Origin of the sequence: Brevundimonas sp., assembly GCF_044336875.1 — a bacterium.
Classification (GTDB): Bacteria; Pseudomonadota; Alphaproteobacteria; order Caulobacterales; family Caulobacteraceae; genus Brevundimonas.
Window position 1 is genome coordinate 1 of record NZ_JBIIOP010000001.1, and the last position, 25844, is coordinate 25844.

At 65.4% G+C, this 25844-nt stretch carries 25 protein-coding genes; 20 read left to right on the top strand and 5 right to left on the bottom strand.

Annotation, left to right across the window (positions count from 1 at the left end; all coding sequences use genetic code 11):
- The 7 genes from flgG to ACIQ1T_RS00035 form a co-directional block, all read left to right on the top strand.
- Positions 1–785 (top strand): flagellar basal-body rod protein FlgG (gene flgG, locus ACIQ1T_RS00005; protein WP_395942433.1); only part of this gene is annotated, 785 nt, incomplete at its 5' end.
- 3 nt (positions 786–788) lie between these two features.
- On the top strand, positions 789–1400 hold the full coding sequence (locus ACIQ1T_RS00010; RefSeq protein ID WP_395942434.1) for a flagella basal body P-ring formation protein FlgA: 612 nt from the start codon (positions 789–791) through the stop codon (positions 1398–1400).
- A gap of 12 nt (positions 1401–1412) precedes the next feature.
- Positions 1413–2153 (top strand): flagellar basal body L-ring protein FlgH, encoded by a 741-nt coding sequence (flgH, locus tag ACIQ1T_RS00015; protein WP_395942435.1) that lies wholly within the window; start codon positions 1413–1415, stop codon positions 2151–2153.
- 94 nt (positions 2154–2247) lie between these two features.
- Positions 2248–2718 (top strand): hypothetical protein, encoded by a 471-nt coding sequence (locus tag ACIQ1T_RS00020; RefSeq protein WP_395942436.1) that lies wholly within the window; start codon positions 2248–2250, stop codon positions 2716–2718.
- A 52-nt stretch (positions 2719–2770) separates the two neighbouring features.
- A complete protein-coding gene (locus ACIQ1T_RS00025; RefSeq protein WP_395942437.1) occupies positions 2771–3238 on the top strand; it encodes a hypothetical protein in 468 nt (155 codons plus the stop codon).
- 11 nt (positions 3239–3249) lie between these two features.
- Positions 3250–3747, top strand: coding sequence for a hypothetical protein (locus tag ACIQ1T_RS00030; RefSeq protein ID WP_395942438.1), 498 nt, complete (start codon positions 3250–3252; stop codon positions 3745–3747).
- Positions 3748–3818: 71 nt separating this feature from the next.
- Positions 3819–5612 (top strand): DUF885 domain-containing protein, encoded by a 1794-nt coding sequence (locus ACIQ1T_RS00035; RefSeq protein WP_395942439.1) that lies wholly within the window; start codon positions 3819–3821, stop codon positions 5610–5612.
- A 162-nt stretch (positions 5613–5774) separates the two neighbouring features.
- Here ACIQ1T_RS00035 and ACIQ1T_RS00040 read toward each other — a convergent pair whose 3' ends face one another.
- Genes ACIQ1T_RS00040 through cysG form a run of 5 tightly spaced genes read right to left on the bottom strand, consistent with a single transcriptional unit; the run spans position 5775 to position 11207 of the window.
- Entirely contained in the window at positions 5775–6773 is a 999-nt protein-coding gene (locus ACIQ1T_RS00040) for a cysteine synthase A (protein ID WP_395942440.1), read from the bottom strand.
- A gap of 34 nt (positions 6774–6807) precedes the next feature.
- Positions 6808–7884 carry a phosphoadenylyl-sulfate reductase gene (locus tag ACIQ1T_RS00045; protein WP_395942441.1) on the bottom strand — a complete coding sequence of 359 codons (1077 nt, stop codon included), beginning with the start codon at positions 7882–7884 and terminating at the stop codon, positions 6808–6810.
- A complete protein-coding gene (locus tag ACIQ1T_RS00050) occupies positions 7871–9538 on the bottom strand; it encodes a nitrite/sulfite reductase (RefSeq protein WP_395942442.1) in 1668 nt (555 codons plus the stop codon). Before ACIQ1T_RS00050 ends, ACIQ1T_RS00045 begins: the two co-directional genes overlap by 14 nt.
- On the bottom strand, positions 9538–9825 hold the full coding sequence (locus tag ACIQ1T_RS00055; protein WP_395942443.1) for a DUF2849 domain-containing protein: 288 nt from the start codon (positions 9823–9825) through the stop codon (positions 9538–9540). The genes ACIQ1T_RS00050 and ACIQ1T_RS00055 overlap by 1 nt, the downstream gene beginning before the upstream one ends.
- A complete protein-coding gene (gene cysG / locus ACIQ1T_RS00060) occupies positions 9822–11207 on the bottom strand; it encodes a siroheme synthase CysG (RefSeq protein ID WP_395942444.1) in 1386 nt (461 codons plus the stop codon). Before cysG ends, ACIQ1T_RS00055 begins: the two co-directional genes overlap by 4 nt.
- A gap of 124 nt (positions 11208–11331) precedes the next feature.
- Here cysG and gcvA point away from each other — a divergent pair, with 124 nt between their 5' ends.
- From gcvA to ACIQ1T_RS00125, 13 genes are all read left to right on the top strand, one after another.
- Entirely contained in the window at positions 11332–12261 is a 930-nt protein-coding gene (gene gcvA / locus ACIQ1T_RS00065; protein ID WP_395942445.1) for a transcriptional regulator GcvA, read from the top strand.
- 187 nt (positions 12262–12448) lie between these two features.
- Positions 12449–13093 carry a hypothetical protein gene (locus ACIQ1T_RS00070; RefSeq protein WP_395942446.1) on the top strand — a complete coding sequence of 215 codons (645 nt, stop codon included), beginning with the start codon at positions 12449–12451 and terminating at the stop codon, positions 13091–13093.
- 102 nt (positions 13094–13195) lie between these two features.
- A complete protein-coding gene (locus tag ACIQ1T_RS00075) occupies positions 13196–13705 on the top strand; it encodes a hypothetical protein (protein WP_395942447.1) in 510 nt (169 codons plus the stop codon).
- Positions 13706–13916: 211 nt separating this feature from the next.
- Positions 13917–15104, top strand: coding sequence for an outer membrane beta-barrel protein (locus ACIQ1T_RS00080; RefSeq protein ID WP_395942448.1), 1188 nt, complete (start codon positions 13917–13919; stop codon positions 15102–15104).
- A 22-nt stretch (positions 15105–15126) separates the two neighbouring features.
- The gene (locus ACIQ1T_RS00085; protein WP_395942449.1) at positions 15127–16524 is read left to right on the top strand and encodes an O-antigen ligase family protein; all 1398 of its coding nucleotides are present in this window, start codon (positions 15127–15129) and stop codon (positions 16522–16524) included.
- Positions 16525–16794: 270 nt separating this feature from the next.
- Positions 16795–18807, top strand: a complete 2013-nt coding sequence (locus tag ACIQ1T_RS00090; protein WP_395942450.1) for a WecB/TagA/CpsF family glycosyltransferase — start codon at positions 16795–16797, stop codon at positions 18805–18807.
- Between the two features lie 79 nt (positions 18808–18886).
- On the top strand, positions 18887–20245 hold the full coding sequence (locus ACIQ1T_RS00095) for an O-antigen ligase family protein (RefSeq protein WP_395942451.1): 1359 nt from the start codon (positions 18887–18889) through the stop codon (positions 20243–20245).
- Positions 20242–21603, top strand: a complete 1362-nt coding sequence (locus ACIQ1T_RS00100) for an O-antigen ligase family protein (RefSeq protein ID WP_395942452.1) — start codon at positions 20242–20244, stop codon at positions 21601–21603. Before ACIQ1T_RS00095 ends, ACIQ1T_RS00100 begins: the two co-directional genes overlap by 4 nt.
- Before the next feature lie 106 nt (positions 21604–21709).
- Positions 21710–23008, top strand: coding sequence for an adenylosuccinate lyase (gene purB / locus ACIQ1T_RS00105; RefSeq protein WP_395942453.1), 1299 nt, complete (start codon positions 21710–21712; stop codon positions 23006–23008).
- A 3-nt stretch (positions 23009–23011) separates the two neighbouring features.
- A complete protein-coding gene (locus ACIQ1T_RS00110; RefSeq protein ID WP_395942454.1) occupies positions 23012–23743 on the top strand; it encodes a 2OG-Fe(II) oxygenase in 732 nt (243 codons plus the stop codon).
- A complete protein-coding gene (locus tag ACIQ1T_RS00115; RefSeq protein WP_395942455.1) occupies positions 23740–24255 on the top strand; it encodes a DNA-deoxyinosine glycosylase in 516 nt (171 codons plus the stop codon). Before ACIQ1T_RS00110 ends, ACIQ1T_RS00115 begins: the two co-directional genes overlap by 4 nt.
- Positions 24255–25097, top strand: a complete 843-nt coding sequence (purU, locus tag ACIQ1T_RS00120) for a formyltetrahydrofolate deformylase (RefSeq protein ID WP_395942456.1) — start codon at positions 24255–24257, stop codon at positions 25095–25097. Before ACIQ1T_RS00115 ends, purU begins: the two co-directional genes overlap by 1 nt.
- A 105-nt stretch (positions 25098–25202) precedes the next feature.
- The gene (locus ACIQ1T_RS00125) at positions 25203–25838 is read left to right on the top strand and encodes a fasciclin domain-containing protein (RefSeq protein WP_395942457.1); all 636 of its coding nucleotides are present in this window, start codon (positions 25203–25205) and stop codon (positions 25836–25838) included.
- The last annotated feature ends 6 nt before the right edge of the window (positions 25839–25844 follow it).

The following is a 25844-nucleotide window of genomic DNA, read 5'->3' on the forward strand; positions in this document are numbered from 1 at the left end:
GCGCGCTCAGAACCGCAGCCTCGGGCATGGCCGCCCAACAGCTGAACGTGGAGGTCATCTCCAACAACATCGCCAACATGAACACGGTGGGCTTCAAGAAGCAGCGCGCCGAGTTCCAGGACCTGCTCTACCAGAACGTCGAACGGATGGGCGCGCAGTCGTCCAGCCAGGGCACCGTCGTCCCGACCGGCATCCAGATCGGCGCGGGCGTCAAGGCCAGCGCCGTCTATCGCGTCACCGAACAGGGCACGCCGCAGCTGACCGGCAATCCCTACGACATGGCCATCGACGGCAAGGGCTATTTCCAGATCACCCTGCCCTCGGGCGAGATCGGCTACACCCGCGCCGGCAATCTGCAGGTCAATCAGGAAGGCCAGATCGTCACCGATGACGGCTATCTGCTGGAGCCGGCGATCACCGTCCCGCAGGACACCACCAAGCTGACGATCTCCAAGTCGGGTCTGGTCCAGGCGACCCAGGCCGGGCAGACGGCGCCGACGACGATCGGCCAGATCGAATTGGCGACCTTCTTCAACGAGGCCGGTCTGGAAGCCATCGGCGACAACCTGCTGCTGGAGACCGCCGCCTCCGGGGCCGCCAATGTCGGCACGCCCGGCGACGTCGGCTTCGGCCAGATCCTGCAGGCCTACACCGAGGCCTCGAACGTCGATGCGGTCGCCGAGATCAGCTCCCTGATCATCGCCCAGCGCGCCTACGAGATGAACTCCAAGGTCATCTCCACCGCCGACGAGATGCTGTCCGTAACCGCCCAGGTGAAAGGCTAGATCATGACCCTGATCCGCCGTTCTTTCGCTCTCGCCGCCGTCGCCGGCGCCCTCGCCGGCGCGGCCTGGGCGGGCCCCGTCACCCTCAAGTCGAACCCGGTCGACGATGACGGCGATGTCACCCTGGGCGACATCTTCGACGGCGCCGGATCGGCCGCCGGGGTCGTGGTGGCCCAGCGCAGCGGCCCCTCGGTCGTGCTGGAAGCCGGCCAGTTGCAGGCCCAGGCCCGTCAGGCCGGGCTGGACTGGACCAACGCCTCCGGCCTGCGTCGCGTCGCCGTGCGTCGCTCGACCGGCCCGGTTCAGACCGAGGCGCCGGCCGAGTTCGCCTCGACCGTCACGCCCCAGGCCCGTCCGACCTTCCGTCCGGCCGGCGCAGGCCAGCAGGTCATCGCCCGCAACGACATGGTGCGCGTCACCTATCAGGTCGGCGGCGTGAACCTGACCGTCATGGGCAAGGCCATGCGCAACGCCGCGCTGGGCGAGCCCGTCGCCGTGCTGAACACCAACTCCAACCGCGTCATCGACGCGGTCGCGTCGGGTCCGGGCCAGGCTGTCGCCGGTCCCGCCGCCGACATGGCCCGCGCCAATCCTCAACAGTTCGCCGCCCGCTAGGGAAACCCAGTCATGCGTAAGATCCTGCTCGTCGCCGCCGTCTCCGCCGCCGCCTCTCTGGGCGCCTGCTCCACCGCCATCGAGGCCGTGCGCGGCCCTGAACTGGCGCCCATCGGCTATCCCGCCGCCCTGGTTCCCGTGCAGCAGGCCTATATGGCGCCGCCCGCGATCCGTCAGGAATCGTCCTCGGCCAGCGCCAACAGCCTGTGGCGCGTCGGCGCCCGCACCTTCTTCGGCGACCAGCGCGCCCGCCACATCGGCGACATCCTGACCGTCCAGATCAATATCGACGACCGCGCCCAGACCCAGAACTCGACCCAGCGGTCGCGCACCAACGACGCCTCGGGCGGCGTGACCAACTTCTTCGGCCTGGAGAACAGCCTGGGCCGAGCCTTCCCTGGCGGTTTCGACCCCGCCAACATGGTCGGCACCCAGGGCAGCGCCAACGCCGCAGGCTCGGGCACGGTCAACCGGTCGGAGAAGGTCTCCCTGACCGTCGCCGCCGTGGTCACGGACGTTCTGGCCAACGGCAACATGGTCATTCAAGGTCGGCAGGAAGTGCGCACCAACCGCGAGGTCCGCGAGCTGACCATCGCCGGCATCGTGCGCCCCGAGGACATTTCGTCGGCCAACTCGATCAATCACACCCAGATCGCCGAGGCGCGCATTTCCTACGGCGGTCGCGGCGACATCAGCCGGATGCAGGCCACCCCGGCGGCGCAGAGCCTGGTCGAGCGGTTCAGCCCGTTCTGATGTGGCGGTGCGGCGACACTGTTCCGTGAACGGAAGCGGAGCCGTGAACCGTTAATGGATCACCGCGTTTGCCTGTCAGACGCGAGTGTTCCCCATGTTCAAGGTTCTGATCCCCGCCGCCGCCTCAATCGCCTTGGTCGCCTTCGCCGCCAGGACGCAGCCGGTCGATTCCGTTACCCAGATGGAAGCACCCGCCATGGCCTGGCACATCAGCCACGAGGGCGCGATGGCCAAGCTGGCCTATGGGGTCGAGAATTCCGATCAGTTGGCCCTGATGGTCACCTGCGCCCCGGGCGATTCCACAGCTGTCGTCTATGGCGACGTCCAGCCGGCCTCGCCTCGCCTGATCGCCGCCTCGAACGGTCCCGCGCCGATCGACCCCATGAGCGAGGGCGAAGCGACGGAGACACGCCTGTCCCTGCAGGACGCCAGCCTGACCGGACTGGCTTCGCGTGGCTCGATGCGGGTCAACGGCGACGCCGGACAGTTCGTCCTGACCGCCACGCCGGACGAGCGGCGTATGATCGCGGGCTTCCTTTCCTATTGCGGATCGTCGCGCGCTTGACGAAAGAGGCGGGGACGCCGCTTCGCGTCACGCTGTCAGCGGGGGCTGATCGATGAGTCTTCTTTTAGCGGCCGCGCTTGCGCTCGCCCTCAACGGTCGTCAGACGCCGCCGGCCAGCTGGACCTGGACCCTGTACGAAGGCGACGGTCCGGTCGTCCTCGCCAACGAGGTTCCGGACACCGCCAATCTGCGCGCCACGCTGCAATGCGATCCACGGTCCAGCGTCATCGACATCACGGTCTATGAAGAGGCTCCGCCCGCATCCCAGACGCCGGCCGAGGCAGCACCGCCGGCCGGTTTCGCCCGACTGACGTCGGGATCGGCCTCGGCGACCAGCGAGATGCGCGCGAGCCGGGCGGGGCGCCTGGCGGTCACCCTGAGAACCGACCATCCGGTGTTCACATCCTTCGTCGGCGGCGGCGACCTGACCCTGATGGCCGGCGACCGCACCCGCACCATCAAGGTCGAACGCCCCCACCTTGCCAAACTGCGCCGCTTCGCCGACCGTTGCGCCGGATGAGGAACCCGACCATGCACGCGACCAAGACCGTCCCGGCCCTGCTCGCCCTGTCGGCCCTCGCCGCCTGCGCCACCCCGGCGCCCGTTTCGACATCCGTGGCGGATGCGGGCGCGCCTGCGCCTGTGGCGAACTACGACTGGCACCTGCATCAGGAGCCGGGCGAGGACACCCTGGCCTATGGCCTCGCCAACAGCGACGAATTGAAGCTGCAACTGGTCTGCCGCACCGGATCGGGCCGGCTGGAGCTCGGCGCCATCGCCGACAAGCCGATGCGCGAACTGTATCTGGAATCGGGCGGCGACACGGAACGCTATCCGGCGCGGTCCGAGGCCGCCGGGATCAACGACGGCGAATATGTCAGCGCCGACGCCCAGACCAAGGATCCGGTGTTCCAGCGGTTCCGCCGCCTGGGCTGGATCGCCGCCTGGCAGGGCGATGACCGCGAAACCTATGCCGCCCATCCCGCGTCCAAGCCCGACATCGAACGCTTCTTCGCCGCCTGCGGCTGACGGGCGGCCCATTAGCGGTTGACGCGTCCCTCCCGCTCCGCTTGCCTGTGCAGGCTGTTCTGGAGGGCGTCATGAAAATCTCTTACCTGGCCGTCGCGGCCGTTCTTGCCGCGGCCTCGCCGACGGCTGTTCTGGCCCAGGCCGGCGCCCAGACAACGCCCGCCGCCGTCGCGCCCAGTCCCGGCGACGTGGCGCTGAACGCCCTGATCGCCGACTACGAGACCTATCTGAAGTCGATCGATCCCTTCTCGGCCGGCGGCGAAGGCGATGTCGAGGCCATGGGCCGCCTGCCCGACCTGTCGCGCGCCTTCGAACTGGGCCAGCGCGAACCTCTGGAAGCCTTCGTGCGTCGTCTCCGGGCCATAGACCCGGCAAGTCTTTCCCACGCCGGCGGCATCAACCACGCCTTCCTGCTCTACAGCCTGAACCGAAGCATTGAAGGGCTGGACTACGACACCGGCCGGCTGGCCTTCGACAGCGAAGGCGGGCCGGGAACCTGGGCCCTCTATATCGGCAGCGGCACCCGCCTGAACTCCGTCGCGGAGGCCGAGGCCTACATCCGCCGCCTCCGGGGCTTCGGCACGATCTATGACCAGACCACGGCCAACGCCCGACGCGGGCTGGAGACCGGCCTGATCCAGGCCAGGTCCGTCACCGAAAGCGCCGTCGCCCTGGCCCGCAACGATGTCGCGATCACGCCCGACGCCGAGCCCCTGCTGAAGCCCCTGTCCACCCTGCCCGCGGCCGTGTCCCAGGCGGACAGGGACCGGCTGACCGCCGAGGCTGCATCGGCGGTCGCCTCGGCCATCGTCCCGGCGCGTCAGGCCTGGCTGACCTTCCTCGAGACCGAATATCTGCCCAAGGCGCCGGTCGAGCCGGGCGTCGGCAATCGCCCCGGCGGCAAACTGCTCTACGCCTATCTGGTGCGGGGCCACACCACCACCGACCTGACGCCGGACCAGATTCACCAGATCGGCCTGTCCGAAGTCGCCCGCATCCGCGCCCGCATGGATGTGGAAATGAAGGCCGCCGGCTGGACCGGCGACTTCGCCGGCTTCCTGGCCTTCCTTCGCGCCGATCCGCAATTCTATGCGACCAGCCGCGAACAACTGCTGGAAAAGGCGTCAGAAATGGCCAAGCGCGCGGACGGCGGCCTGCCCGCCCTGTTCGCCACCCTGCCCCGCCTGCCCTATGACGTGCAGCCGGTCCCGCCGCAGATCGAGGAGAACTACACCACCGGCCGCTACAACGGCGGCTCGATGCAGAACGGCGTCTCGGCTCACCATATCGTCAATACGTCCAAGCTGGACCAGCGCCCGCTCTACGAACTGCCCGCCCTGACCCTGCACGAGGCCGTGCCCGGCCACCACGTCCAGATCGCCCTGCAGCAGGAGGCCGAGGGCCAGCCCTATTTCCGGCGTCAGGCCAATGTCAGCGCCTTCACCGAGGGCTGGGGCCTGTACGCCGAATATCTGGGCGAGGAGATGGGCTTCTATCGCACCCCCTATGAGCGGTTCGGCCGCCTGTCCTACGAGATGTGGCGCGCCTGCCGCCTGGTGGCGGACACCGGCCTGCACTGGATGGGCTGGACCGAGGAACAGGCGCGCGCCTGTTTCCGCGACAACTCGGCCCTGGCCCCGCACAATATCGAGACCGAACTGCAGCGCTATATCGGCTGGCCGGGCCAGGCCACGGCCTACAAGATCGGCGAGATCCGACTGCGCGAGATCCGCGCCCGGGCCGAGCGCGAACTGGGGCCGAAGTTCAACGTCCGGACCTTCCACGACGCCCTGCTGACCGAAGGCCCGCTGCCGCTGGACCTGCTGGACCGGCGCATGGACGCCTGGATCGCGGAGCAGAAATAGACCTTCCCCCGCTTGCGGGGGAAGTGTCAGGCCGTGGCGCGCAGCGACACGCCTGACGATGGGGGGAGTTCACCTTCCTAGGAAGACTTCCCTCTCCGACCCTGGTCCGGCTGCGCCGGACACCGGGCCACCTCTCCCGCAAGCGGGAGAAGGTCTGGAACATCACGCCCAGTCGGGAACCGGCAGCCCCTTCGACGTCAGGAAGGCCGGGTTGAACAGCTTGGACGCATAGCGCGATCCAGGATCGCACAGGCAGGTGACAATGGTCTTGCCCGGCCCGATCTCTTTCGCAAGACGCACGGCCCCGGCGATATTCACCCCGGCCGAACCGCCCAGCGACAGCCCCTCGTGCTTCACCAGATCGAACAGGATCGGCAGGAACTCGGCGTCCTCGATCCGATAGGCGTAGTCGGGCTTGAAGCCTTCCAGATTGCCGGTGATCCGCGCCACCCCGATCCCCTCGGTGATCGAGGAGCCTTCGCCGGTCATCTCGCCCTTGGTGAACCAGTTGAACATGGCCGCGCCGGCCGGGTCGGCCAGGGCGATGGTCACGTCGGGCTTCTGTTCGCGCAGATAGGCCGCGACCCCGGAAATGGTGCCGCCCGAGCCCACGGCCGAGACGAAGGCGTCGACCGTGCCGCCCGTCTGTTCCCAGATCTCGGGTCCAGTGGTGGTGTAATGGGCGTCGCGGTTGGCGGTGTTGTCGAACTGGTTGGCCCAGATGGCGCCCGCTTCCTCGCTGTCGTTCAGCTCGGCCGCCAGACGTCCGGAGTAGTGGACGAAATGGTTGGGGCTGGAGAAGGGAGCGGCGTCCACCTCGACCAGGCGTGCGCCCAGAGAACGGATGGCCGACTTCTTCTCTTCCGACTGGGTGCGGGGGATGACGATCACCACCGGATGGCCCAGGGCTGCGCCGACCAGGGCCAGGCCGATGCCGGTATTGCCCGCCGTGCCCTCGACGATGGTCCCGCCGGGCTTCAGCGCCCCAGATGCCCGCGCGCCCTGGACGATCGACAGGGCCGCGCGATCCTTGATCGAGCCGCCCGGGTTCATGAACTCGGCCTTGCCCAGGATTTCGCACCCCGTCTCGTCGGACAGGCGGTTCAGGCGGACCAGCGGCGTATGGCCGATCAGGTCGATGACGGTCGGAGTGACGGACATAAAAGCTTTCAGGCGGAGGCGGTCGAAGGGAAGGTCAGGCGGCGACCTGACGTTTGCCTAGGTGGATGCCGCATTCCACCTTGTCCATACCCGACCAGCGTCCTGCGCGCGCATCTTCGCCGTCCTGAACCGCCCGCGTGCACGGCCAGCACCCGATGGAAAGATAACCCTGCTCAACCAGTGGATGACGCGGCAGGTCATTCCGGTCCAGCCAGGCCTCGACGTCGTCGCCGTCCCAGTTCGCCAGCGGATTGATCCGCAGCACCCCGTCCAGCACCTCGAACGGCTTCAGCCGGGCCCGCGTCGTCGCCTGATATCGCTTTCGACCGGTGATGACGGCGTTGAAGCCCGCCGTCGCCCGCGCCAGGGGCCGCACCTTTCGCAGGTCGCAACAGGCGTCGGCGTCGGTCTTCCACAGGTCGTCGCGCGCATCCAGCGTCGCCTTCTCGCCCGCGTCCGGCGTGACCAGCCGCACGTCGGTCAGGCCCAGGGCCTTGGTCAGCTGGGTGCGATAGGACAGGGTCTGCAGGAAATGCTGGCCGGTCTCCAGAAAGACCACGGGCGTGTCGCGATCTTCCTTGGCGATCAGATCCAACAGAGCCGCCGATTCCGCGCCGAAGGACGAGATGGCCCCGACCTTCAGGCCCAGGGCGGGATCCAGGGCCGCCTTCAGGATGTCCTCAGCGTCCTTGCCCTCGGTCTCGCGGTTCAATCGGTCGGCCAGGCCCTGCAGGTCGCGGTCGTTCGAGGCCGCCTGCCGCCGCTGCCAGATGGTCGGCGCGGTGTCGACGGCGGGCTGATAGGCGCCGCTGAACGCCTGGTCCATCCGGTCCCAGGCGGCCTTATCCGCCCCCTCGCCCAGCTCGACCGCGTCGAAACCCGAGCGGCGCAGGTGCCGCGCCTGGTCCGGCAGCAGCTTGCCCGCCGCGATCAGCCGCCCGGCATAGCCGCGCTCGCGCAGCACCGCCGCCAGCGAGAAGCCCCGCCCGTCGCGGAAGGCGTCGAACTCCAGCACCAGGGTCTCTTCCTTGGCGGCCGCCGCCTCGACCTCCTCCAGGGGAGTGGTCACAGACAGGCGCAGCCCGTTCTGAATGCCTTCAAGCCGTTGCATCGAGCGTCTCATAGATGGCGTCGCGGAAGGGATCGGGACCGACACGGCGCACAGTGTCGATAAACCGCTCGCCGTCCGTACGGATTTGCAGATAGCGGTCCAGCGTGCGCTGGATCGCGGGCGCGACCTCGTCCGCCGGCAGACTCTTGCCGACGATGTCGCCCAGGGCCGCCTGTTCGTCGGGCGAGCCGCCGACGGTGATCTGGTAATATTCCTCGCCCTTGCGATCGACGCCCAGCACGCCGATGTGGCCGACGTGGTGGTGACCGCAGGCGTTGATGCAGCCGCTCATGTTTATGCGGACCGGCCCCAGCTTCTCCTGATAGTCCATGTCCGCCAACCGCTTGGACAGGGCCTGGGCCACCGGGATCGACCGGGCGTTGGCCAGGCTGCAGTAGTCCAGCCCCGGGCAGGCGATGACGTCGGTGACCAGATCGGCGTTGGCCGTGGCCAGCCCCGCCTCGCGCAACGCCCGCCAGATCGTCGGCACATCGTCCAGCTTCACATGGGGCAGGACCATGTTCTGCTCGTAGGCGGCGCGCAGTTCATCGAACGAATAGCGCTCGGCCAGGTCCGCCACCGCGTCCATCTGGTCCGCCGTGATGTCGCCGGGCACGCCGCCGACCGGCTTCAGCGACACCACCACCGAGGCGTAGCCCGACTGGCGGTGACGGCGCACGTTGTTGCGGGCGAACCGGGCGAAGTCGGGATCGGCCAGCAAGGCGCGGTCGAACGGGGCGCTGGCCTTGGGCAGAGTCTCGAAGGCCGGCGGGGCGAAATAGGCCTGAATCCGCGCAGCCTCTTCCTCGGGGATTTGCAGATCCTCGCGGCGCAGGGTGGCGTAGTGCTTGTCCACCTCCTCGCGGAAGGCGTCGATCCCGACCGAGGCGACCAGGATCTTGATCCGCGCCTTATGGATGTTGTCGCGCCGCCCCAGCAGGTTCCAGGCCCGCAGTATGGCGGTCAGATAGGCCAGCAGGTCCGCCGCCGGCACGGCCGAGGCGATCTCCTGACCGATATGGGGCAGACGCCCCTGACCGCCGCCGACGAAGACGCGGAAGGCGGTTCCGCCGTCCTCGCCCTTGACGATCTGCAGGCCGACGTCGTGAGTGCGGATCGCCGCACGATCCTTCTCGGCCCCGATCACCGCGATCTTGAACTTGCGCGGCAGGAACGAAAACTCGGGGTGGATGGTCGACCACTGGCGGATAATCTCGCACCAGGGACGCGGATCCTCGATCTCGTCGTCGGCGGCGCCGGCGAAGACGTCGGTGGTGGTGTTGCGGATGCAGTTCCCCGAGGTCTGGATGGCGTGCATCTCGACATCGGCAAGGTCGCTCAGGATCGCCGGCAGGTCGGTCAGGGCCGGCCAATTGTACTGGATATTGGTGCGCGTGGTGAAATGGCCGTAACCCTTGTCGTAGGTGCGGGCGATATGGCCAAGCTGGCGCATCTGCTTGCTGCTGAAGGTGCCGTACGGAATGGCGACCCGCAGCATATAGGCGTGCAGTTGCAGATAGACGCCGTTCATCAGCCGCAGCGGTTTGAACTCGTCCTCGGTCAGGGCGCCGGACGCGCGTCGCGCCACCTGGTCCGAGAATTCCTCGACCCGTTCACGCACCAGGGCGTGGTCGAATTCATCATAGCGATACATCAGGCGTTCTCCCGCCACATGGAGGGATCGAGGCTGTGGCCGACGGTCGGTCCGGCCGAGCGGATCCGCTCCTTCAGTCGGTCGCGGCCGGAAGGCGTGTGGTCCTGCACCTCGACCAGATAGGGGTTCACGAAGACATCCGGTCGGCCGGCGACCTCGGCCAGCACGATTTCGGCCGCCGCCTCGTCCAGCACCGAGGCCTGGTCGATGCCCTCGACCGGCTGGTTGTCGACCCCGGCGTAGATGACGCGCCCGTCCGACAGGCGGTTGGCGGTAACGATCTTCATGCCGCGAACTCCGCCCGGACATCCAGCTGGGACGCCGAGAAGGCCGCCGTCTCGCCGACGAACAACAGGGCGGGACCGGTCAGGTCGGCGCCGCGCACCAGAGCGCCCAGTCCGTCGAGCCGACCGGTCAGAACCCGTTCGTCCGGCCGACTGCCGTTCTCGATGATAGCCACCGGGGTCGAGCCCGGACGTCCGGCCGCGATCAGTTTCGCCGCCGTCTCCTCGGCCCGGTCCGCGCCCATATAGATGGCCAGGGTGTGATTGGGCGCGGCCAGCCGCGCCCAGTCGGCGTCGACGCCGCCCGGCTTGGCCTGGGCCGTGACGAAGGTCACCGCCTGGGCATGGTCGCGGTGGGTCAGGGGGATGCCCGCCGAGGCCGCGCAGGCCAGGGCCGCCGTCACGCCCGGCACGACGAAGACCGGGATTCCGGCCGCCCGCATGGCGTCCAGTTCCTCGCCGCCCCGTCCGAAGACGAAGGGATCGCCGCCCTTCAGCCGCACGACCCGGTGGCCGGCGCGAGCCTCTTCGATCATCAGGGCCTCGATCTGGTCCTGGGGCACCGAATGGTTGTCGCGCGCCTTGCCGACATACAGGCGTTTGGCGTCGCGTCGCGCCCGTTCCAGCACCGCCTCGGGCACCAGACGGTCGTGAATGATGACATCGGCGTCCTGCAGCACCCGCAGCGCCTTCAGCGTCAGCAGTTCCGGGTCGCCCGGACCGGCGCCGACGATATGGACCACGCCCGTCTCCGGGGCGGCGACATTCAGCAGGCGCAGCATCTCGCGCCGCGCCTCGGCCGTCCGCCCCTCGGCCGCCAGCACCGCCGCCGGACCGCGGAACGCCTTTTCCCAGAACCGGCGCCGCGCCATGAAGTCCGGCACGCTGGCCTTGACCGTGTCGCGCAGCTCGCGCGCCATCCGCGCCACATTGGCCAGACCGGCGGGCAGCACGCCTTCGATGGCCGTGCGGATGTCGCGCGCCAGGATCGGGGCCGATCCGCCCGTCGCCACCCCGATCACGACCTCATCCCGGTCGATCAGGGCCGGGGTCTGGAAATCGCTCAACGCCGGCTGGTCCACCACATTGACCTGAGCCCCCGCCGCCCGCGCCAGGGCCGCCAGCCGCTTGACCGCATCCAGATCCGACAGAGCGATGAAGACCAGACGCGCGCCCGCCAGATCCGCCGCCTCGGGCGACCGCAGAACCGGCTCGGGCGCCGTCAGCGGCGTCTCGATCCGTTCGGGTGCGCCGTCCGGCGCGAACCAGGCGACCGTCGCCGGCGTGTTGAGAAACAGTCGCAGCTTCGCCAGCGCCGGTTCCCCGCCGCCGATGATCACGATCTTTTCGGCCTCCAGCGGAATGGAGGCGAGGAATACACGCATCGTCTTGCTTTCAGGGCCGTCGGGAGGGGAAACAGGGACGACGGCAGGTCAGGAACCTTCGGCTTCCGCGTCCAGGGCCGCAAACCAGATTGCCTTTGTCTCGTTGATAGGATTTCTAACGGCGATGGTCCGCTCCCTGCTCCCGCTCAACGCCCTTCGCGCCTTCGAGGCCGCCGCGCGTCATCTGAATTTCTCGCGCGCCGCCGACGAGCTGGCGGTGACGCCGGGCGCGGTCAGTCAGCAGATCCGCCTGTTGGAAGACATCGTCGGCGGGCCGCTGTTCGTGCGCGAGGCGCGCGGCCTGCAACTGACCGACCTGGGCCGGTCGTCCGTCCCCCTGCTGCGCGAAGGCTTCGAGCGGCTGATGGACGCCTCCGCCCTGCTGCGCGAGCCGCCGCGGCGCAAACAGGTGTCGATCAGCGTCGCCCCCGGCTTCGCCTCCAAATGGCTGATGCCGCGCATGGATGATTTCCACACGTCCCATCCCGAGATCGAACTGTGGATCTCGGCCGACATGGAGCCGGCCGACCTGACCGAGGGCAAGGTGGACCTGGCCGTCCGCTACGGTCCCGGCGACTATCCCGGCCTGACCGTGGACCGGCTGATGACCGAGACGGTCCTGCCTGTCTGCGCCCCCTCGGTGATGGACGGCGAACACTCGATCCGCAAACCGGCCGACCTGATGCGCCACACCCTGCTGCACGACATGTCAAACGACGGCGACCCCAGCCGCCCCGACTGGGCCATGTGGCTGAAGGCGCGCGGCGTGCGCCATCCCGACCCGCGCCGGGGCTCGCGCTTCAACCAGTCCAGCCTGTTGATCGAGGCCGCCATATCCGGGCGCGGCGTCGCCCTGGCCAAACGCACCCTGGCCCAGGCCGACCTCGCCTCCGGCCGTCTGGTCGCCCCCTTCCCCGACGGGTCAGAAGCGGTCGGCTTCGCCTATTATGTCGTCCAGCCCCGCGACCGCCCGCCCTCGCCCAGCGCCACGGCCTTCGTGGACTGGCTGAAGCGGCAGGCTGTCGACCACGACAATACGATGGGCCAGCTCTAGCCCTTTTCCGCACGCGCATTCGGGCGGTCACGCCCCATTCCGCCCCCCTGCCCTCGACGTGCGGGAAGAAGACCGCTGCGTGACATTCATTCCGGAACCGTGTCGTCCCAGAAATGGAACGGTCGAACGGCCCAGCTTTTGAAACAGTCGTGGCGGAACGCGGTATTGCCGCCTAAGACGTGCCAAAATGATACGCAAGTCGCACAGACGCTCGAAACGGAGGCCCGCCCCTAACGGCGGTCGCTGGTTCGTGCCCGCGATCCTGACCGTCGGCGTCCTCACGGCTGCATTCGCCGCCATCCTGGCTTCGGGCCTGACCTGGCCCGGCGCGAGCACGCCGCTGACCCTGGCGGCCCAGCACGAACAGCGCGCGGACGAGGCGCTGTCGAACGACCGGGACGGATCGCCCGGCCTGGAGCGCGCGGCGATCGAAAACGCCAAGGTGCTGGAGTCCGCCCCCATGACGGCGAGCGCCTGGCTGCGTGCATCCTACATTCGCACACAGACCGCCGGCGCGCTGGACGCCGACGCCCTTCGCGATCTCGACATGTCCTATCGCGTGGCGCCGCTGGGCCCGGCCGTAAGCCGGTGGCGGCTTCGGTTCGTGTTCGAAAACTGGCCCAGCTTGACGCCGACTATTCGAGCCGCAGCCCTGAATGAACTGAGAGTATTCGCGGCCTACCAGACCGGTAGCGGCGCCCTGGTGAACTCCATCCAGAACCCGGCGGGACGATTGGCGGCGAAGCTGACGATCCGACACGTTTACATGGATATAGCCGAAACCGACGCGACGACGGCTCAGCGCGCCGACGCCAGAATCGCTGAAATGTAACGACGATCTTTAATCCTAGCTTTTTACCATAAACGGCTGTATTTTATTAACCGAATAGAGCACGCGGACTGCAGGTCATCCGACGCGCTGGAGGGGGAAGTCATGAAGACACTCAAGTTCGGACGCTCCACGGCCCGGTCCGTGATCGCTGTCGCCGTGCTGACGCTGGTCGCCGGGCCGGTGACCGCCGCCATCTGGCGCGTCGCCGACGCGCAAGAGACCGTTTCGTCGCCGGAATCGGTCGCGGCCCTTGCGGTTCAGCTGAAGGCCTCGATCACGCAGACGACCGGCGGCCTCGCCGGCCGCATTGTTGCGGACGCCGACGCCCAGTCCGCTTATGTGGCTGGCTTGGAAGGCGCCATCGTCGCCAGCGGCGCTGCGCCCCAGACTGCGATCGACGCCCTGGAAGCCACGCAGGCCGAGATGAAGGCCGCCGGCACCCTGCCCCCCCCGGCCGAGGCGGCGATCATCCAGCTTCTGGCCCGCATCCGCGAAGCCATGCAGCAGGAGGCGCCCGCCGCGACTGGGGCGGAGAACGGTCTGCCGGCCTTCGGCGCGCCCCCCACTTCCGGATCGGGCGGCGGCGGTCCGGACTACGCGCCGCCCGTCTGACGTCACCGTCTAGGCTCGGGCGCAAAATTGGCCCAAAGCCATCTCCTCCCCCGGATTCGTGCTTTCAAGGACTAACAAGATCATGCGCAGCAAAAGCAGCCAGGCATTTCTGCGAGCCGGCTTAGCCTCGGTCGTCGCGATCAGCGCCGGGGCGTTGGCGACAGGGGTCGAGGCCCAGTCCGTTCGCGCGGCGCAGGACCGGTCCGGCGACATGTTTTCGCGCGATCGGGGCGTGGGGGTTCGCGAGCGTTCGCGTCCGGAATATGAAGCGCTTGGCATTCCCACCGGCGGTTTCGTCGTCTTTCCGAAGATCCAGGTCGACGCGGAATACAACGACAACGTCTTCGCCGTGGAGACGAACAAGCAGGACGACGTCATCTTCCGCATCCGCCCGGAAGTCCTGGCCGAGTCCGACTGGTCGCGCCATTACGTCCAGGCGTACGGGCGGACTACGTTCAATCAGAATGTCGATTTCGACAGCGAGAACGTGACGGAATGGACCGTCGGCACCTCCGGTCGCCTCGACGTCGTGCGCGGTTCGAACATCACCGGCGGCGCCGAGTTCGTTCATACTTTCGAACCCCGCACCTCGACCAACACCGCACAGACTGCGGCCAGCCCGATCGAGTTCGACATGGCCTCGGCCTATGTCGGTGCCGTTCGCGCCGTGGGCCGCATCCGGCTGTCCGGTCGCGCGGACGTGCGCTCTTTCGACTATGACAACGGCCGCACGGCCGCCGGCGCGGCGATCGACCAGAGCGACCGCAATCGCACCGTCTATAATGTCGCGGGGCGAGTGGATTACGCCGTCAGTCCCGCGACGGCCGTCTTCGGCCAGATCACCGGCAACGACCGCGCTTACGACAGCAGCGCCACCAGCATCGTGCCACCTCGCGACTCTTCGGGCTACGAAGCCCTGGTCGGCGTCAATTTCGAACTCGGCGCGGTCAGCCGTGGCGAAGTCGCCGCAGGCTATATCAGCCAGAGCTATGACGACGCCGCCTACACCGATATCGACGGTTTCGGCGGTCGTGCTCAAATCGAGTGGTTCCCGACCGAACTGACCACCGTCACGGCGTCGGTGTCGCGCACCATCCAGGACGCCGGGATCATCGGCGCCGCCGGGTATCTGAGTTCAGAGGTCGGCGGAAAGGTCGATCACGAGCTGCTGCGCAACCTGATCCTGACCGCGCAGCTCACCTATAATGAAGACGAGTACAACGGCATCGACCGCAATGATCAACGCCTGAACGCCTCGCTGTCCGGGACCTATCTGATCAACCGCAACTACGGCGTAACCACCAGCCTGGCCTATATCGACCAGGCTTCCGACGGCGCCTTCAGCGGCCCCAGCTATGATGTGACCCGGCTCTACGTCTCCCTCGTCGCGCAATTCTGACGACCGAAGGCGGCAGCGCGGCATGGACGATACCGACTGCCGGGCCGCGACGCCGGTGGTGGGGCCGAGACGCGTCGGACGTCATTCGAACAGGCTACGCTTCAAAGGTCGCACGGGCCGACTTCGCCCGGCGGACTATCTTCCGCTGGCCGGCCCCATGGCGCTGTTCTGCATCGCCCATCTCCTCGGCGGGGCTGCAAATCCAACTGCCGCCCTATGGTTCACGGCAGTCGCCGCGGCGGCCCTGCCGATTCTGGCCGCGCTGGAAGCACGCCAGCATGACCTGCCGCTGGTCTGGCCAGGCCGCACGCTGATTATCTTGTTTGCGGCCGTGCTCGTCGTGGCGGCTTGGACGTTGGTCGCACCGGCTTCGGGCGCCACCAGCATGTCTGGGGGGGAACAGGAGGGACGCGCCGCCATCACTCTGGACCAGTCTTCAACACTGGTCGAAATCATCAAGCTGTGCGGATTGGCGAGCGTCTTCTTCCTGGGTTGCTTCGAAGGAATTAGAACGCGCCGCGCCACGGCTAGCATTCGGGCCACGCTCACAGTCGGCGTAGTTTGGGCGACAATAGGCGTCATCCTTCTGGCCTTAGGTCTGCAAACCCGCCTCGGCGGGCGGTTGACCGGCGGCTTCCTGAGCGCGAACAGCGGCGCGACCGTCTACGGGATCCTGCTTGTCCTTTCCGTCGCTGTTCTGGCCCGCGTGAGCCGCAGTCTGCGCTTCGACCGCCGCCCTCACCGAATGACTGCGCTCGGGGCCGCCTTTTTTTGCGTAGCACTATTCACCGGCTGTCTTCTGGCGACAGCATCACGGATGGGAGTGGTCGCCACAGCTTTGGCCGTCATCTTCTTTTTGGCGTGGGAGGCATTAAGCCGCAAGAAGCGGCCCTCCAACCGCACAATCAGTCTCACTGTGCTGGGGATCGCCGTAGCGATGGTGGGCATTGCGGGAGCGGATACGCTGTGGGCACGCCTCGATACCGTCGATGCGGACGCGGCCAACCGAGGGATTATCTTCGCCGCTCATTGGAGGGCGTTCCTTGAATCCCCCATCTTCGGTCACGGCTTGGGCAGCTTCACGGCGATCAACAACCAGCAGATGACTCCGGAAAACTACGGCGCCCTGCGTACAATCCGATCGACGCACAACGTCTACATACAGTGGTTAGAGGAGGCTGGCCTGCTCGGCGCAGTGCCTATGTTCGCGTTAATCGCCCTCATCATAACCAGAGCCGTACGCCGCTCGGGCCGCCTCAACACAGGCGCCACCATTCAAAGAGGCTTGATTGCGGCCAATCTGGTTATTTTGGCACACGGAATGACCGATTACGCCCTCCAAGTGCCATCCATAGCGGCCTTTTGGGCGTATCTGCTGGGTCTGCAATTTGCATACGGCAAGGGACGACGCTCGAATTGAGACCTAACCGCCCCGAATTCCCCTTCTGATCTCCATCCAAAAGCACATCACCGTAACTTCGCGTATCGCCGGTGCGATATTTACCAAGTAAAACAGACGTCCGAGCTACGACGTCGTTATCTCAGCGCCACCGGGGCGCGCCTATTGTTTTGCGCCGCAAAGGCGAGAGGGACGAAATTTCGCTGTGCGCTCCATTCACGTCTGGCACTGGCTCCCTGCCACATCGGTACGGCCACGAATTGGCGATGTCGCCACCGCCTTCGGGACCTCATGACTGACAGCTCGAACAAACTGCCGAGCCTGCTTGTCGGCGGCGTCCCCACGACAAGGATCACCCGGGCTGAATTGGCAAGGTTGATGGTTGAAGACTGCAGACTGGCCAGGGCCGGTCTATTGCCCGCGCCCAAGCTTATCGTCTCATCCAACGGTGCGGTTATCGCCGACTTCCACCGCGATCCAACCTTCCGTGACGCACTGCTGAAAGCGGACGTGATAGACGCGGACGGCATGCCCCTTGTCATGGCGACACGCCTCCTCTGTCGCGTGCCGCTAGAGGAGCGCGTCGCCACCACCGACTTTATCAATGACGCCGCCGAAGCCGCAGCGCGAGAAGGCGTCCGCTTCTATTTCCTGGGTGCCAAACCCGGCGTGGCGGAAACCGCCGCCGCTCACTTTCGCACCCTGTATCCGAACCTTCAGATCGCTGGTGTCCGGCATGGCTATTTCCGTCCGGAAGACGAGGCCGGAATATGTGAAGAGATACGCGCCTCGGGCGCTGACGTTCTCTGGATCGGCCTGGGCAGCCCGCTGCAGGAGTTTTTTGCCGTTCGCAATCAGCACCGGCTGCAGGGGCTCGCCTGGATCCGCACTTGTGGAGGCATGTTCGACCATTATTCGGGCAAGTTCAAACGCGCGCCGGCATGGATGCAAAGCATCGGCATGGAATGGCTCCATCGCAGCCTGAATGAACCCCTCCGACTGGGGCGTCGCTATCTGACGACCAATCTTCCAGCGACCTATTACCTGCTCACCCAGACCACCGACCGGCCATCGGAAAAAAACGGCCGGGACATCGCAATGACAGCCCCCCTTAGACAGCTCGGCGTTAACCGCAAGACGACGCCCGCTGATCGTCGCAAAGGCGCACCCGAGGCGACGATCCCCGGCGCCTCGAAATCTCGTCGCGTCGTGTTCTTCGTCACGCACTCGAACGCCGGCGGAGCCCAAGAAATCTGGTCCAATCTGGCGGAAGGATTTCAGGCGCGAGGTGACAATGTCACCTTGGCCGTACTGTATCCTTCCAGAGAATCGCGGCTGGACACGCCACGCGGCCTGCCGTGGACCAACATGGCGGAGCGTCGCCCCAAACGACCTTTCGAAGTCTTCGGTCTTTTGAGAAACCTTGTGCGGTTTCTCTCAGAAGAACGCCCCGATGTCGTCTTCACTGCTCTCCCGGCCGCCAACATCCTGCTGCCGATCGCCGCTATGATCGCGCGAGTGCCGACCCGTGTCGTCACTTCCCACCACTCTCCCTCAGAGACCTATAATCCGCTTTTGAACCTGATCGACGGCCTTGTCGGAATTCTGCCGTCGGTGAGCGACATCGTCGCCGTATCCCATACGGTCGCGCGGTCGCACCATAAAAAGACCTCGGCCTATCGCGCGAAGTTGCGCACGATATTGAACGCGCTGCCGCCCAGGATTGAGGCCAAGATCAACACGCTGCACCGTCAACGCGCACGGGATGTCGCCCGAGGGAAAGTCGTCGTCGCGACGGGGCGCTTGGTTCCCCAGAAGAACTACCCCACCCTCGTGCGCGCCGCCGTTCACCTCGACAGCGACACCACCATCAAGATCATAGGTGCTGGGCCGGATGAGGCCGCCCTGCACGCCTTGGCGGCCGATCTGGGCGTTTCTGACAGGGTTCATTTCGTAGGCTTCCATCCTCGCGACGACGCCCTCGCCCTATTGGCGGAAGCCGATATCTTCGTTCAGCCAAGTCTGTTTGAAGGCCACAGCCTAGCGCTGATCGAAGCCGCCCATCTTGGTCTTCCCCTGGTGGTGTCCGATGCGCCGGTCCAGATTGAGGGTGTGACCAACATCGGCGGCCATCTCTGCGGCGTGGTGGTCGGCGTCACAGACGACGTGGCTCTGGCGAGAGAAATCGAAGCGCTTCTAGCTAATCCCTTGCGATATCGTGACTACGCCGACCGTGCTGCGCAACTGGGCTCCGAGGCCACCTACGACAGGATGTTCGCCGCCTACGCGGCTCTCGCAGTTTGACGTCTTCAGCATTGTTGAACGCATCACCCTTGAGCTTGCATCCCCGTCGTCATACGGAAGCGTATTCGCGGACGGAAACATGATGCTTGCCGCCCCACTTCCTGCCAACGCCAACCACGATCTGTCCGCAAAGCTCTGCGGTGCAGCACTCGCAGCCCTCCTGCTGGTCGTCATCATCGGTCTCGGGCCGTTGCAGGCTCAGAAGACGATGGCGTCGACGGGTGAAGGCAATATTCTTCGGCAAGCTCTGTTCATTCTCGTGTTTGGCTTCGTCGTGGTCGCTGCCAAGGGACTTCAGGCGCCTCGCATCTTTCTGGCGCCCCCCCCGACGCTATGGCTATTGATCGCTTGGTGCTGGATCAGTCTGTCGTGGTCGCTGGAACCAAGCATCGCGCTGCGGCGTCTTCTGCTGACCACCATCATCATCTGGACCGTTTTCATGATTGTGGAGCGCGCCGGATATGAACGGACCATAAGGACGACGCTCGTCACCCTTTTGATGATTCTGGCGATCAACTATGTGGTGGTCATCCTTGCGCCCGGCGTCGGCATACATCAGGCAAGCGACGTCCTGGATCCCAACCTAGCGGGGGATTGGAAAGGCGCCCTGCCGCAAAAGAACTTTACCGGAGCGGTCTGCACCTTCACCCTGCTGCTACTGGCGTTCGCTGGCGGATGGCTTCAACCGCTATTTCGCGTCGTCCTCATGCTGATGGCGACCTTCTTCCTCTACAAAACCGGCTCCAAGACCTCGCTCGCCTTGTTCATCGCCGGTCTCGGACTTGGCTGCCTGTATCTTGGGTACAGTCCGAGGTTCAGGGCACTCGTCGTTCCCTTGGCCATCATCGGCGGGGCCTTGATAGTCTTGTTCGGACAGTTCTACTGGGTGGAAGCAATCTCGAGCCTGAGCCAAGGCAGCGCCCTGACTGGACGAGGCATGATCTGGGGCGTCCTCGTGGCCTATGCGAACGATCATTGGCTGCTGGGAACGGGGTACGGCTCGTTCTGGAATATCGGTGCGGAAAGCCCCGTCTACTATTACACTGCAAGCTGGGTTCGATTGATCGGGTCCGGCCACAACGGCTATCTCGACATGCTTGTAGCGGTCGGGATCATCGGTTTGTCGCTTACGGTTCTGGCCCTGATCGTCGCTCCACTATCTCGATTGTTCTGGAGCCGTACGATCAGCCGAAGGCAGGGCGCCCTGCTTATCGCAATGCTGTTCTTCTGCATCGGTCACAATTTTACGGAAAGCAGCCTGATGGACCGGGATTCCATCGTGCAGGTGTTCTTCATGCTCACCCTAGCATTGATCGTGATCGCCACGCGCAGACCCGCAGAGACCCCTGGCCCCCTTTATTTTGCCTGGACCGGACGCTTCCGGCCTCGCGAAATCGAGAAATCCACCATGTCGCCTGATGGAGCCTTCAACGCATGACCATGACGGCAGGTGAGAATTCGCATCAGAAGCTGGGCGGCCGCGCCTTTCTGATTCCAGGGATGGCGGCCCTTGTAGTCTTGATGGCGCTTGTAGTCATGGCCCCCGCCATGACGGAAGGCGGCCCGCCCAGCGGGAACATCATAAGGCAATCCATCTACACGGTGCTGTTGTTGGCGACGATGTGGATTTCCGGAGTGTTCAAGAAGCCCTCCAAGCTTCTTGTCGTCCCTATCGGAATGCTGATCGCAATCGCTTGGTGCTGGATCAGCTTGAGTTGGTCGATCGTTCCCATGATCAGCGCCCGCCGCGTATTGCTCACGACCATGATCATCTGGACTGTGTTTTTGCTCGTAGACGATTGTGGATACGATCGAACGGTGAGGACGCTGATGCTAAGCCTAGCCGTCCTTTTGGTCGTAAATTTCGCAGCCGTATTCATTTCTCCGTCTACCGCTATTCACCAAGTAGCAGAACAACAAGACCGGAATCTTGTCGGCGACTGGAGGGGAATCCTACCGCAGAAGAACTACACTGGCGAATTTTGTGCATTCACGATAATTTTGTTCTTCTTCTATCAAAGAAGAACAAAAACGACCAACAATCCACCAAAGAAGAAAGGTATATCTGAATACCTCTCCATCGAAAATGCAATTCGGTCCTCAATCATACTGGCATCGGCCATATTTCTTTACAAATCAGGATCGAAAACCTCTGCGGGTATGGTAGCTCTCGGACTCACTTCCGGCCTCGTGTACTTATCGCTAAGTCCTCGCGCTCGCATGTATGCGATTCCTGTAGCAGTTTTGGCTAGCATGATCGGAATGCTTTACTGGGCAGGGACCTGGAAAGAGGCAATCGGTCCATTCGCCAAGCCCACTGCTTTTACAGGACGCGTGCAGATTTGGCCGCACCTTGTTTCCTACATCCAAGATCATCCGCTGACCGGAACAGGATACGGGGCCTTCTGGAACATCGGCGACAGCAGTCCGATCTATGCCTACTCGAAGAATTGGGTGTCGACGATTTCCAGCGGCCACAACGGCTATCTGGACCTTGCCTCGCAGATTGGGCTCCCAGGGCTCATCGTGGCCGTCCTCGCCGCCTTCGTCATCCCGCTGTACAAACTTCTGACGAGCCAGTCGCTACCACGCTGGCGCGGGGCTCTGCTGGTCAGCATGATCGTCTTCTGCGCAGGCCACAACATGACGGAATCCGGTCTGTTCGACCGTGACGTCATCGTCTGGGTCTTCCTGCTGATCACTATCGCCCTGACTGAAATCGCGACGCGCAAGCGGTCTTCCTCATCATCCTCGTCGCGTTCGCGCCGCAAGCGATCCCTGCCCTCGTTCGGCTGAACCACGGTGGGAAATCACGCCCTTAAAGGGACAGCCACAGGCAAAACCGTCGTCTAGCGGCGCAAAACCTTGACTCGAGGCCCTCCCGGACCGACACGACCCGCCCATGATCACGCGCTACTCCCGCCCCGACGCCGCCGCCATCTGGTCGCAAGAGACCAAGTACAAGATCTGGTTCGAGATCGAGGCCCACGCCGCCACGAAAATGGCCGAACTGGGCGTGATCCCGACCGAGGCGGCCGAGGCCATCTGGTCCAAGGGCAAGGACGCGACCTTCGACGCCGACCGTATCGACGAGATCGAACGCACCACCAAGCACGACGTCATCGCCTTCCTGACCCATGTGTCGGAAATCGTCGGTGAGGAAGCCCGCTTCCTGCACCAGGGCATGACCTCGTCGGACGTGCTGGACACCTGTTTCGCCGTCCAGCTGGCCCGGTCCTCGGACCTGCTGATCGATGGCGTCGACCGCGTCCTGGCTGCGCTGGAGAAGCGCGCCAAGGAGCATAAATACACCCCGACCGTCGGCCGCTCGCACGGCATCCACGCCGAGCCCGTGACCTTCGGCCTCAAGCTGGCCGGCTATCACGCTGAATTCCAGCGCGCCAAACGCCGGCTGATCACCGCCAAGGAAGAGATCGCCACCTGCGCCATCTCCGGCGCCGTCGGCACCTTCGCCAATGTCGACCCGGCCGTGGAACAGTATGTGGCCGACAAGATGGGCCTGCAGGTCGAGCCGGTCTCGACCCAGGTCATCCCGCGCGACCGCCACGCCGCCTTCTTCGCCGCCCTGGGCGTCGTCGCCTCGTCGGTCGAACGCCTCGCCGTCGAGATCCGCCACCTGCAGCGCACCGAAGTCCTCGAAGCCGAGGAATTCTTCGACAAGGGCCAGAAGGGCTCGTCGGCCATGCCGCACAAGCGCAACCCGATCCTGACCGAGAACCTGACCGGCCTGGCCCGTCTGGTCCGTTCGGCCGTGACCCCGGCCATGGAGAACGTCGCCCTGTGGCATGAGCGGGACATCAGCCATTCGTCGGTCGAGCGCGGCATCGGCCCGGACGCCACCATCCACCTGGACTTCGCCCTGCAGCGTCTGGCCAATGTGGTCGAGCGGCTGAACGTCTACCCCGAGAACATGCAGAAGAACATCGACCGCCTGGGCGGTCTGGTTCACTCGCAACGTGTCATGCTGGCCCTGACCCAGGCGGGCATCTCGCGCGAGGCGGCCTATGCCGCCGTGCAGGAGAACGCCATGAAGGTCTGGCGCGGTGAAGGCGTCTTCTTGGACTTCCTGAAGGCCGACGAACGCGTCACCCTGCCGGCCGAACAGCTCGAAGCCCTGTTTGACCTCGGCTATCACACCAAGAACGTCGACGTGGTGTTCAAGCGGGTGTTCGGAGACTGAACCATGACCGAGCGCACGATCCGGCTCAATCCCCGGCTCGATCCCCGCGACTATGCCGCGGCCTATGCGCGCGACGGTATGGTGCAGGTGCCCCATCTGCTGGAGGCCGAAAGCGCCGACTGGCTGGCGCTGGCGCTCGAACACGACACGCCCTGGAGCCTGTCCCTGAAAACGCCCGCGGGCGGCGCCCTATTGTCACCCCAGGAAATGGCCGCCCTGGGTCGCGAGGCTCTTGCCACCCGGATGCAGAAGGCCCTGCTGGAGGGCCGCGACGGCTTTTCTTTCCTCTATCTATCCTACCCCGTCATCAAGGCCTTCCTGGCGGGGCAGGAACAGGGGCACGCCACTCACGCCCTAGTCCAGTTCTTCAACGACATCCCCTTCATCGAATTCGCCAAGGCGGTGACCGGCGAGACCGGCGTCACCAAGATCGACGCCCAGGCCACCTGGTTCCGGCCAGGCGATTTTCTGACCCTGCATGACGACACCGGCGAAGGCGAGCGCCGCGCCGCTTATACGCTGGGCCTGACCCGCGACTGGCGATCCGACTGGGGCGGCCAGTTGATGTTCCACGACAAAGCGGGCGACATCGAACGCGGCTTCAAGCCCGGCTTCAACCTGTGGACCGTCTTCAAGACCCCGCGGATGCATTCGGTGGCTCCGGTGGCGGCCTATGCCGGGGGTAAGCGGCGATCGATCACGGGCTGGCTGCGCGACGATCCGCCGTTCAAGTGACCGACGAGCCCCGCCGCATCGGCTTCGCACCCGTCGTCGATGCGGGCACACGGCTGCTGATCCTCGGCAGCCTACCGGGTGAAGCCTCGCTGAAGGCGGCACAGTATTACGCCCATCCCCGCAACGGCTTTTGGCCGCTTATCGGCGGCATGCTGAACGAAAATCTGGTCGCCTCGCCTTATGAGCAAAGGCTGGAACGGTTGAAGGCTCGCCGCGTCGGCCTGTGGGATGTCATCGCCTCGGCCGATAGATCCGGCAGCCTGGACGCGGCGATCCGATCGCCGGAAGCCGCGGACCTTCGCGGCCTGGTCGAACGCTTGCCCGACCTGCGCGCCGTCGCCTTCAACGGTGGGCTGGCGGCCAGGATGGGACGCCGTATCCTGACCGATCTGGAAGGCGTCGCCCTGATTGACCTGCCGTCCTCCAGCCCGGCCCACGCCATATCCTTGTCGGCAAAGGCGGAAACCTGGGCCATACTGGGGAAGTTTCTCCCGGATAAGCCTGCCGCCTGATGATCCTGACCCTGTCCTGCCCCGACCGCCACGGCATAGTTGCGGCCGTCTCCGCCTTCCTGCTGCAGCGGGACGCCAACATCTCGGACGCCCAACAGTTCGGCGACGCCTCCAGCGCCACCTTCTTCATGCGGGTGGTGTTCGAACCGTCCGACGGCGACGTCGAGACCGCCATCCGCGACGCTTTCGCCCCTTTGGCCGAGCAGTTCGCCATGGACTGGACCCTGCGTGGCCCGGAACCCCGCAGGGTGATGATCCTGGCGTCCAAATTCGATCACTGTCTGGCGGACCTGCTGTATCGCTGGCGCATCGACGAACTGCCGATGCAGGTGACGGCCATCGTCTCCAACCATCCACGCGACCAGATCGGCCACGTCGAACTGAGCGACCTGCCGTTCCACCACCTTCCGGTCAGCGCCGCCGACAAGCCGGCGCAGGAGGCTGAACTGCTGCGGCTGATCGAGGAGACCGGAACGGAACTGGTCGTCCTGGCCCGCTACATGCAGATCCTGTCCGACGACCTCAGCCGCCAGCTGGAGGGACGCTGCATCAATATCCACCACTCCTTCCTGCCCGGCTTCAAGGGCGCCCGCCCCTATCACCAGGCCCATGCGCGAGGCGTGAAGGTGATCGGCGCCACCGCCCACTATGTCACCCCCGACCTGGACGAAGGCCCGATCATTGAACAGGACGTCGAACGCATCAGCCACCGCGACACACCCGAAGATCTGATCCGCAAGGGTCGAGACATTGAACGCCGGGTCCTGGCCCGCGCCGTCAGGCGTCACCTGGAAGACCGGGTTTTGCTGCACGGCACAAAGACCGTCGTGTTCGAAGACTGAATGGTGAAGCTGCGAATTCTTGTCGCGCAGCCGCATCCTTTCCCCCGGCCCAAACGTAACGTTCCTGTTACCGCCACGAGAGCGGAACCTTAGGGACGAATTACAATGACCAATCTTCGCAATCTCATGCTCGTCGCCGTATCCGGCGGCGCGCTGATGGCGCTCGGCGCCTGTGGCGACAACGAACCGGCCGCGACCGCCCCGGCCGAGACGACCGCCATGGCTCCGGCCTCCGGCGCCGCCATGGCCCCGATGGCCCCGGATCCCATGGTCGGCGGCGCGTCGATGAGCCCGAAAGACACCATCGTCGCCAATGCGTCCAAGGCGTCGAACCTGACCACCCTGGTCTCCGCCGTCACGGCCGCCGGCCTCGTCGAGACCCTGCAGGGCCCCGGCCCCTTCACCGTCTTCGCTCCCGACAACGCGGCCTTCGATAAGATTCCTGCGGCCACCCGCACCAGCCTGATGCAGCCGGCCATGAAGGCTGACCTGAGCAAGATCCTGACCTATCACGTGGTCTCGGGCCGCCTGACCGCCGCCGACATCGCCGCTCAGGCTCAGGCTAATGGCGGAACCGCCACGCTGAAGACGGTTCAGGGCGAGGATCTGAAGGTTTCGGCCGGCCCGAACGACACCTGGGTCATCACCGACGCCAAGGGCGGCAAGTCCACCATCACTCAGGCGGACGTGGGTCAGTCGAACGGCGTGGTCCACGTCGTGGACACGGTTCTGATGCCCTAAAAAATA

Coding starts and splice junctions, on each gene's coding strand:
- flgH (WP_395942435.1), top strand. CDS start 1,413: ATGCGTAAGATCCTGCTCGTCGCCGCCGTCTCCGCCGCCGCCTCTCTG.
- ACIQ1T_RS00020 (WP_395942436.1), top strand. CDS start 2,248: ATGTTCAAGGTTCTGATCCCCGCCGCCGCCTCAATCGCCTTGGTCGCC.
- cysG (WP_395942444.1), bottom strand. CDS start 11,207: ATGCGTGTATTCCTCGCCTCCATTCCGCTGGAGGCCGAAAAGATCGTG.
- ACIQ1T_RS00055 (WP_395942443.1), bottom strand. CDS start 9,825: ATGAAGATCGTTACCGCCAACCGCCTGTCGGACGGGCGCGTCATCTAC.
- ACIQ1T_RS00095 (WP_395942451.1), top strand. CDS start 18,887: ATGATGCTTGCCGCCCCACTTCCTGCCAACGCCAACCACGATCTGTCC.
- ACIQ1T_RS00100 (WP_395942452.1), top strand. CDS start 20,242: ATGACCATGACGGCAGGTGAGAATTCGCATCAGAAGCTGGGCGGCCGC.
- ACIQ1T_RS00090 (WP_395942450.1), top strand. CDS start 16,795: ATGACTGACAGCTCGAACAAACTGCCGAGCCTGCTTGTCGGCGGCGTC.
- ACIQ1T_RS00050 (WP_395942442.1), bottom strand. CDS start 9,538: ATGTATCGCTATGATGAATTCGACCACGCCCTGGTGCGTGAACGGGTC.
- purU (WP_395942456.1), top strand. CDS start 24,255: ATGATCCTGACCCTGTCCTGCCCCGACCGCCACGGCATAGTTGCGGCC.
- ACIQ1T_RS00025 (WP_395942437.1), top strand. CDS start 2,771: ATGAGTCTTCTTTTAGCGGCCGCGCTTGCGCTCGCCCTCAACGGTCGT.
- ACIQ1T_RS00030 (WP_395942438.1), top strand. CDS start 3,250: ATGCACGCGACCAAGACCGTCCCGGCCCTGCTCGCCCTGTCGGCCCTC.
- ACIQ1T_RS00070 (WP_395942446.1), top strand. CDS start 12,449: ATGATACGCAAGTCGCACAGACGCTCGAAACGGAGGCCCGCCCCTAAC.
- ACIQ1T_RS00075 (WP_395942447.1), top strand. CDS start 13,196: ATGAAGACACTCAAGTTCGGACGCTCCACGGCCCGGTCCGTGATCGCT.
- ACIQ1T_RS00045 (WP_395942441.1), bottom strand. CDS start 7,884: ATGCAACGGCTTGAAGGCATTCAGAACGGGCTGCGCCTGTCTGTGACC.
- purB (WP_395942453.1), top strand. CDS start 21,710: ATGATCACGCGCTACTCCCGCCCCGACGCCGCCGCCATCTGGTCGCAA.
- gcvA (WP_395942445.1), top strand. CDS start 11,332: ATGGTCCGCTCCCTGCTCCCGCTCAACGCCCTTCGCGCCTTCGAGGCC.
- ACIQ1T_RS00080 (WP_395942448.1), top strand. CDS start 13,917: ATGTTTTCGCGCGATCGGGGCGTGGGGGTTCGCGAGCGTTCGCGTCCG.
- ACIQ1T_RS00010 (WP_395942434.1), top strand. CDS start 789: ATGACCCTGATCCGCCGTTCTTTCGCTCTCGCCGCCGTCGCCGGCGCC.
- ACIQ1T_RS00040 (WP_395942440.1), bottom strand. CDS start 6,773: ATGTCCGTCACTCCGACCGTCATCGACCTGATCGGCCATACGCCGCTG.
- ACIQ1T_RS00125 (WP_395942457.1), top strand. CDS start 25,203: ATGACCAATCTTCGCAATCTCATGCTCGTCGCCGTATCCGGCGGCGCG.
- ACIQ1T_RS00085 (WP_395942449.1), top strand. CDS start 15,127: ATGGACGATACCGACTGCCGGGCCGCGACGCCGGTGGTGGGGCCGAGA.
- ACIQ1T_RS00035 (WP_395942439.1), top strand. CDS start 3,819: ATGAAAATCTCTTACCTGGCCGTCGCGGCCGTTCTTGCCGCGGCCTCG.
- ACIQ1T_RS00110 (WP_395942454.1), top strand. CDS start 23,012: ATGACCGAGCGCACGATCCGGCTCAATCCCCGGCTCGATCCCCGCGAC.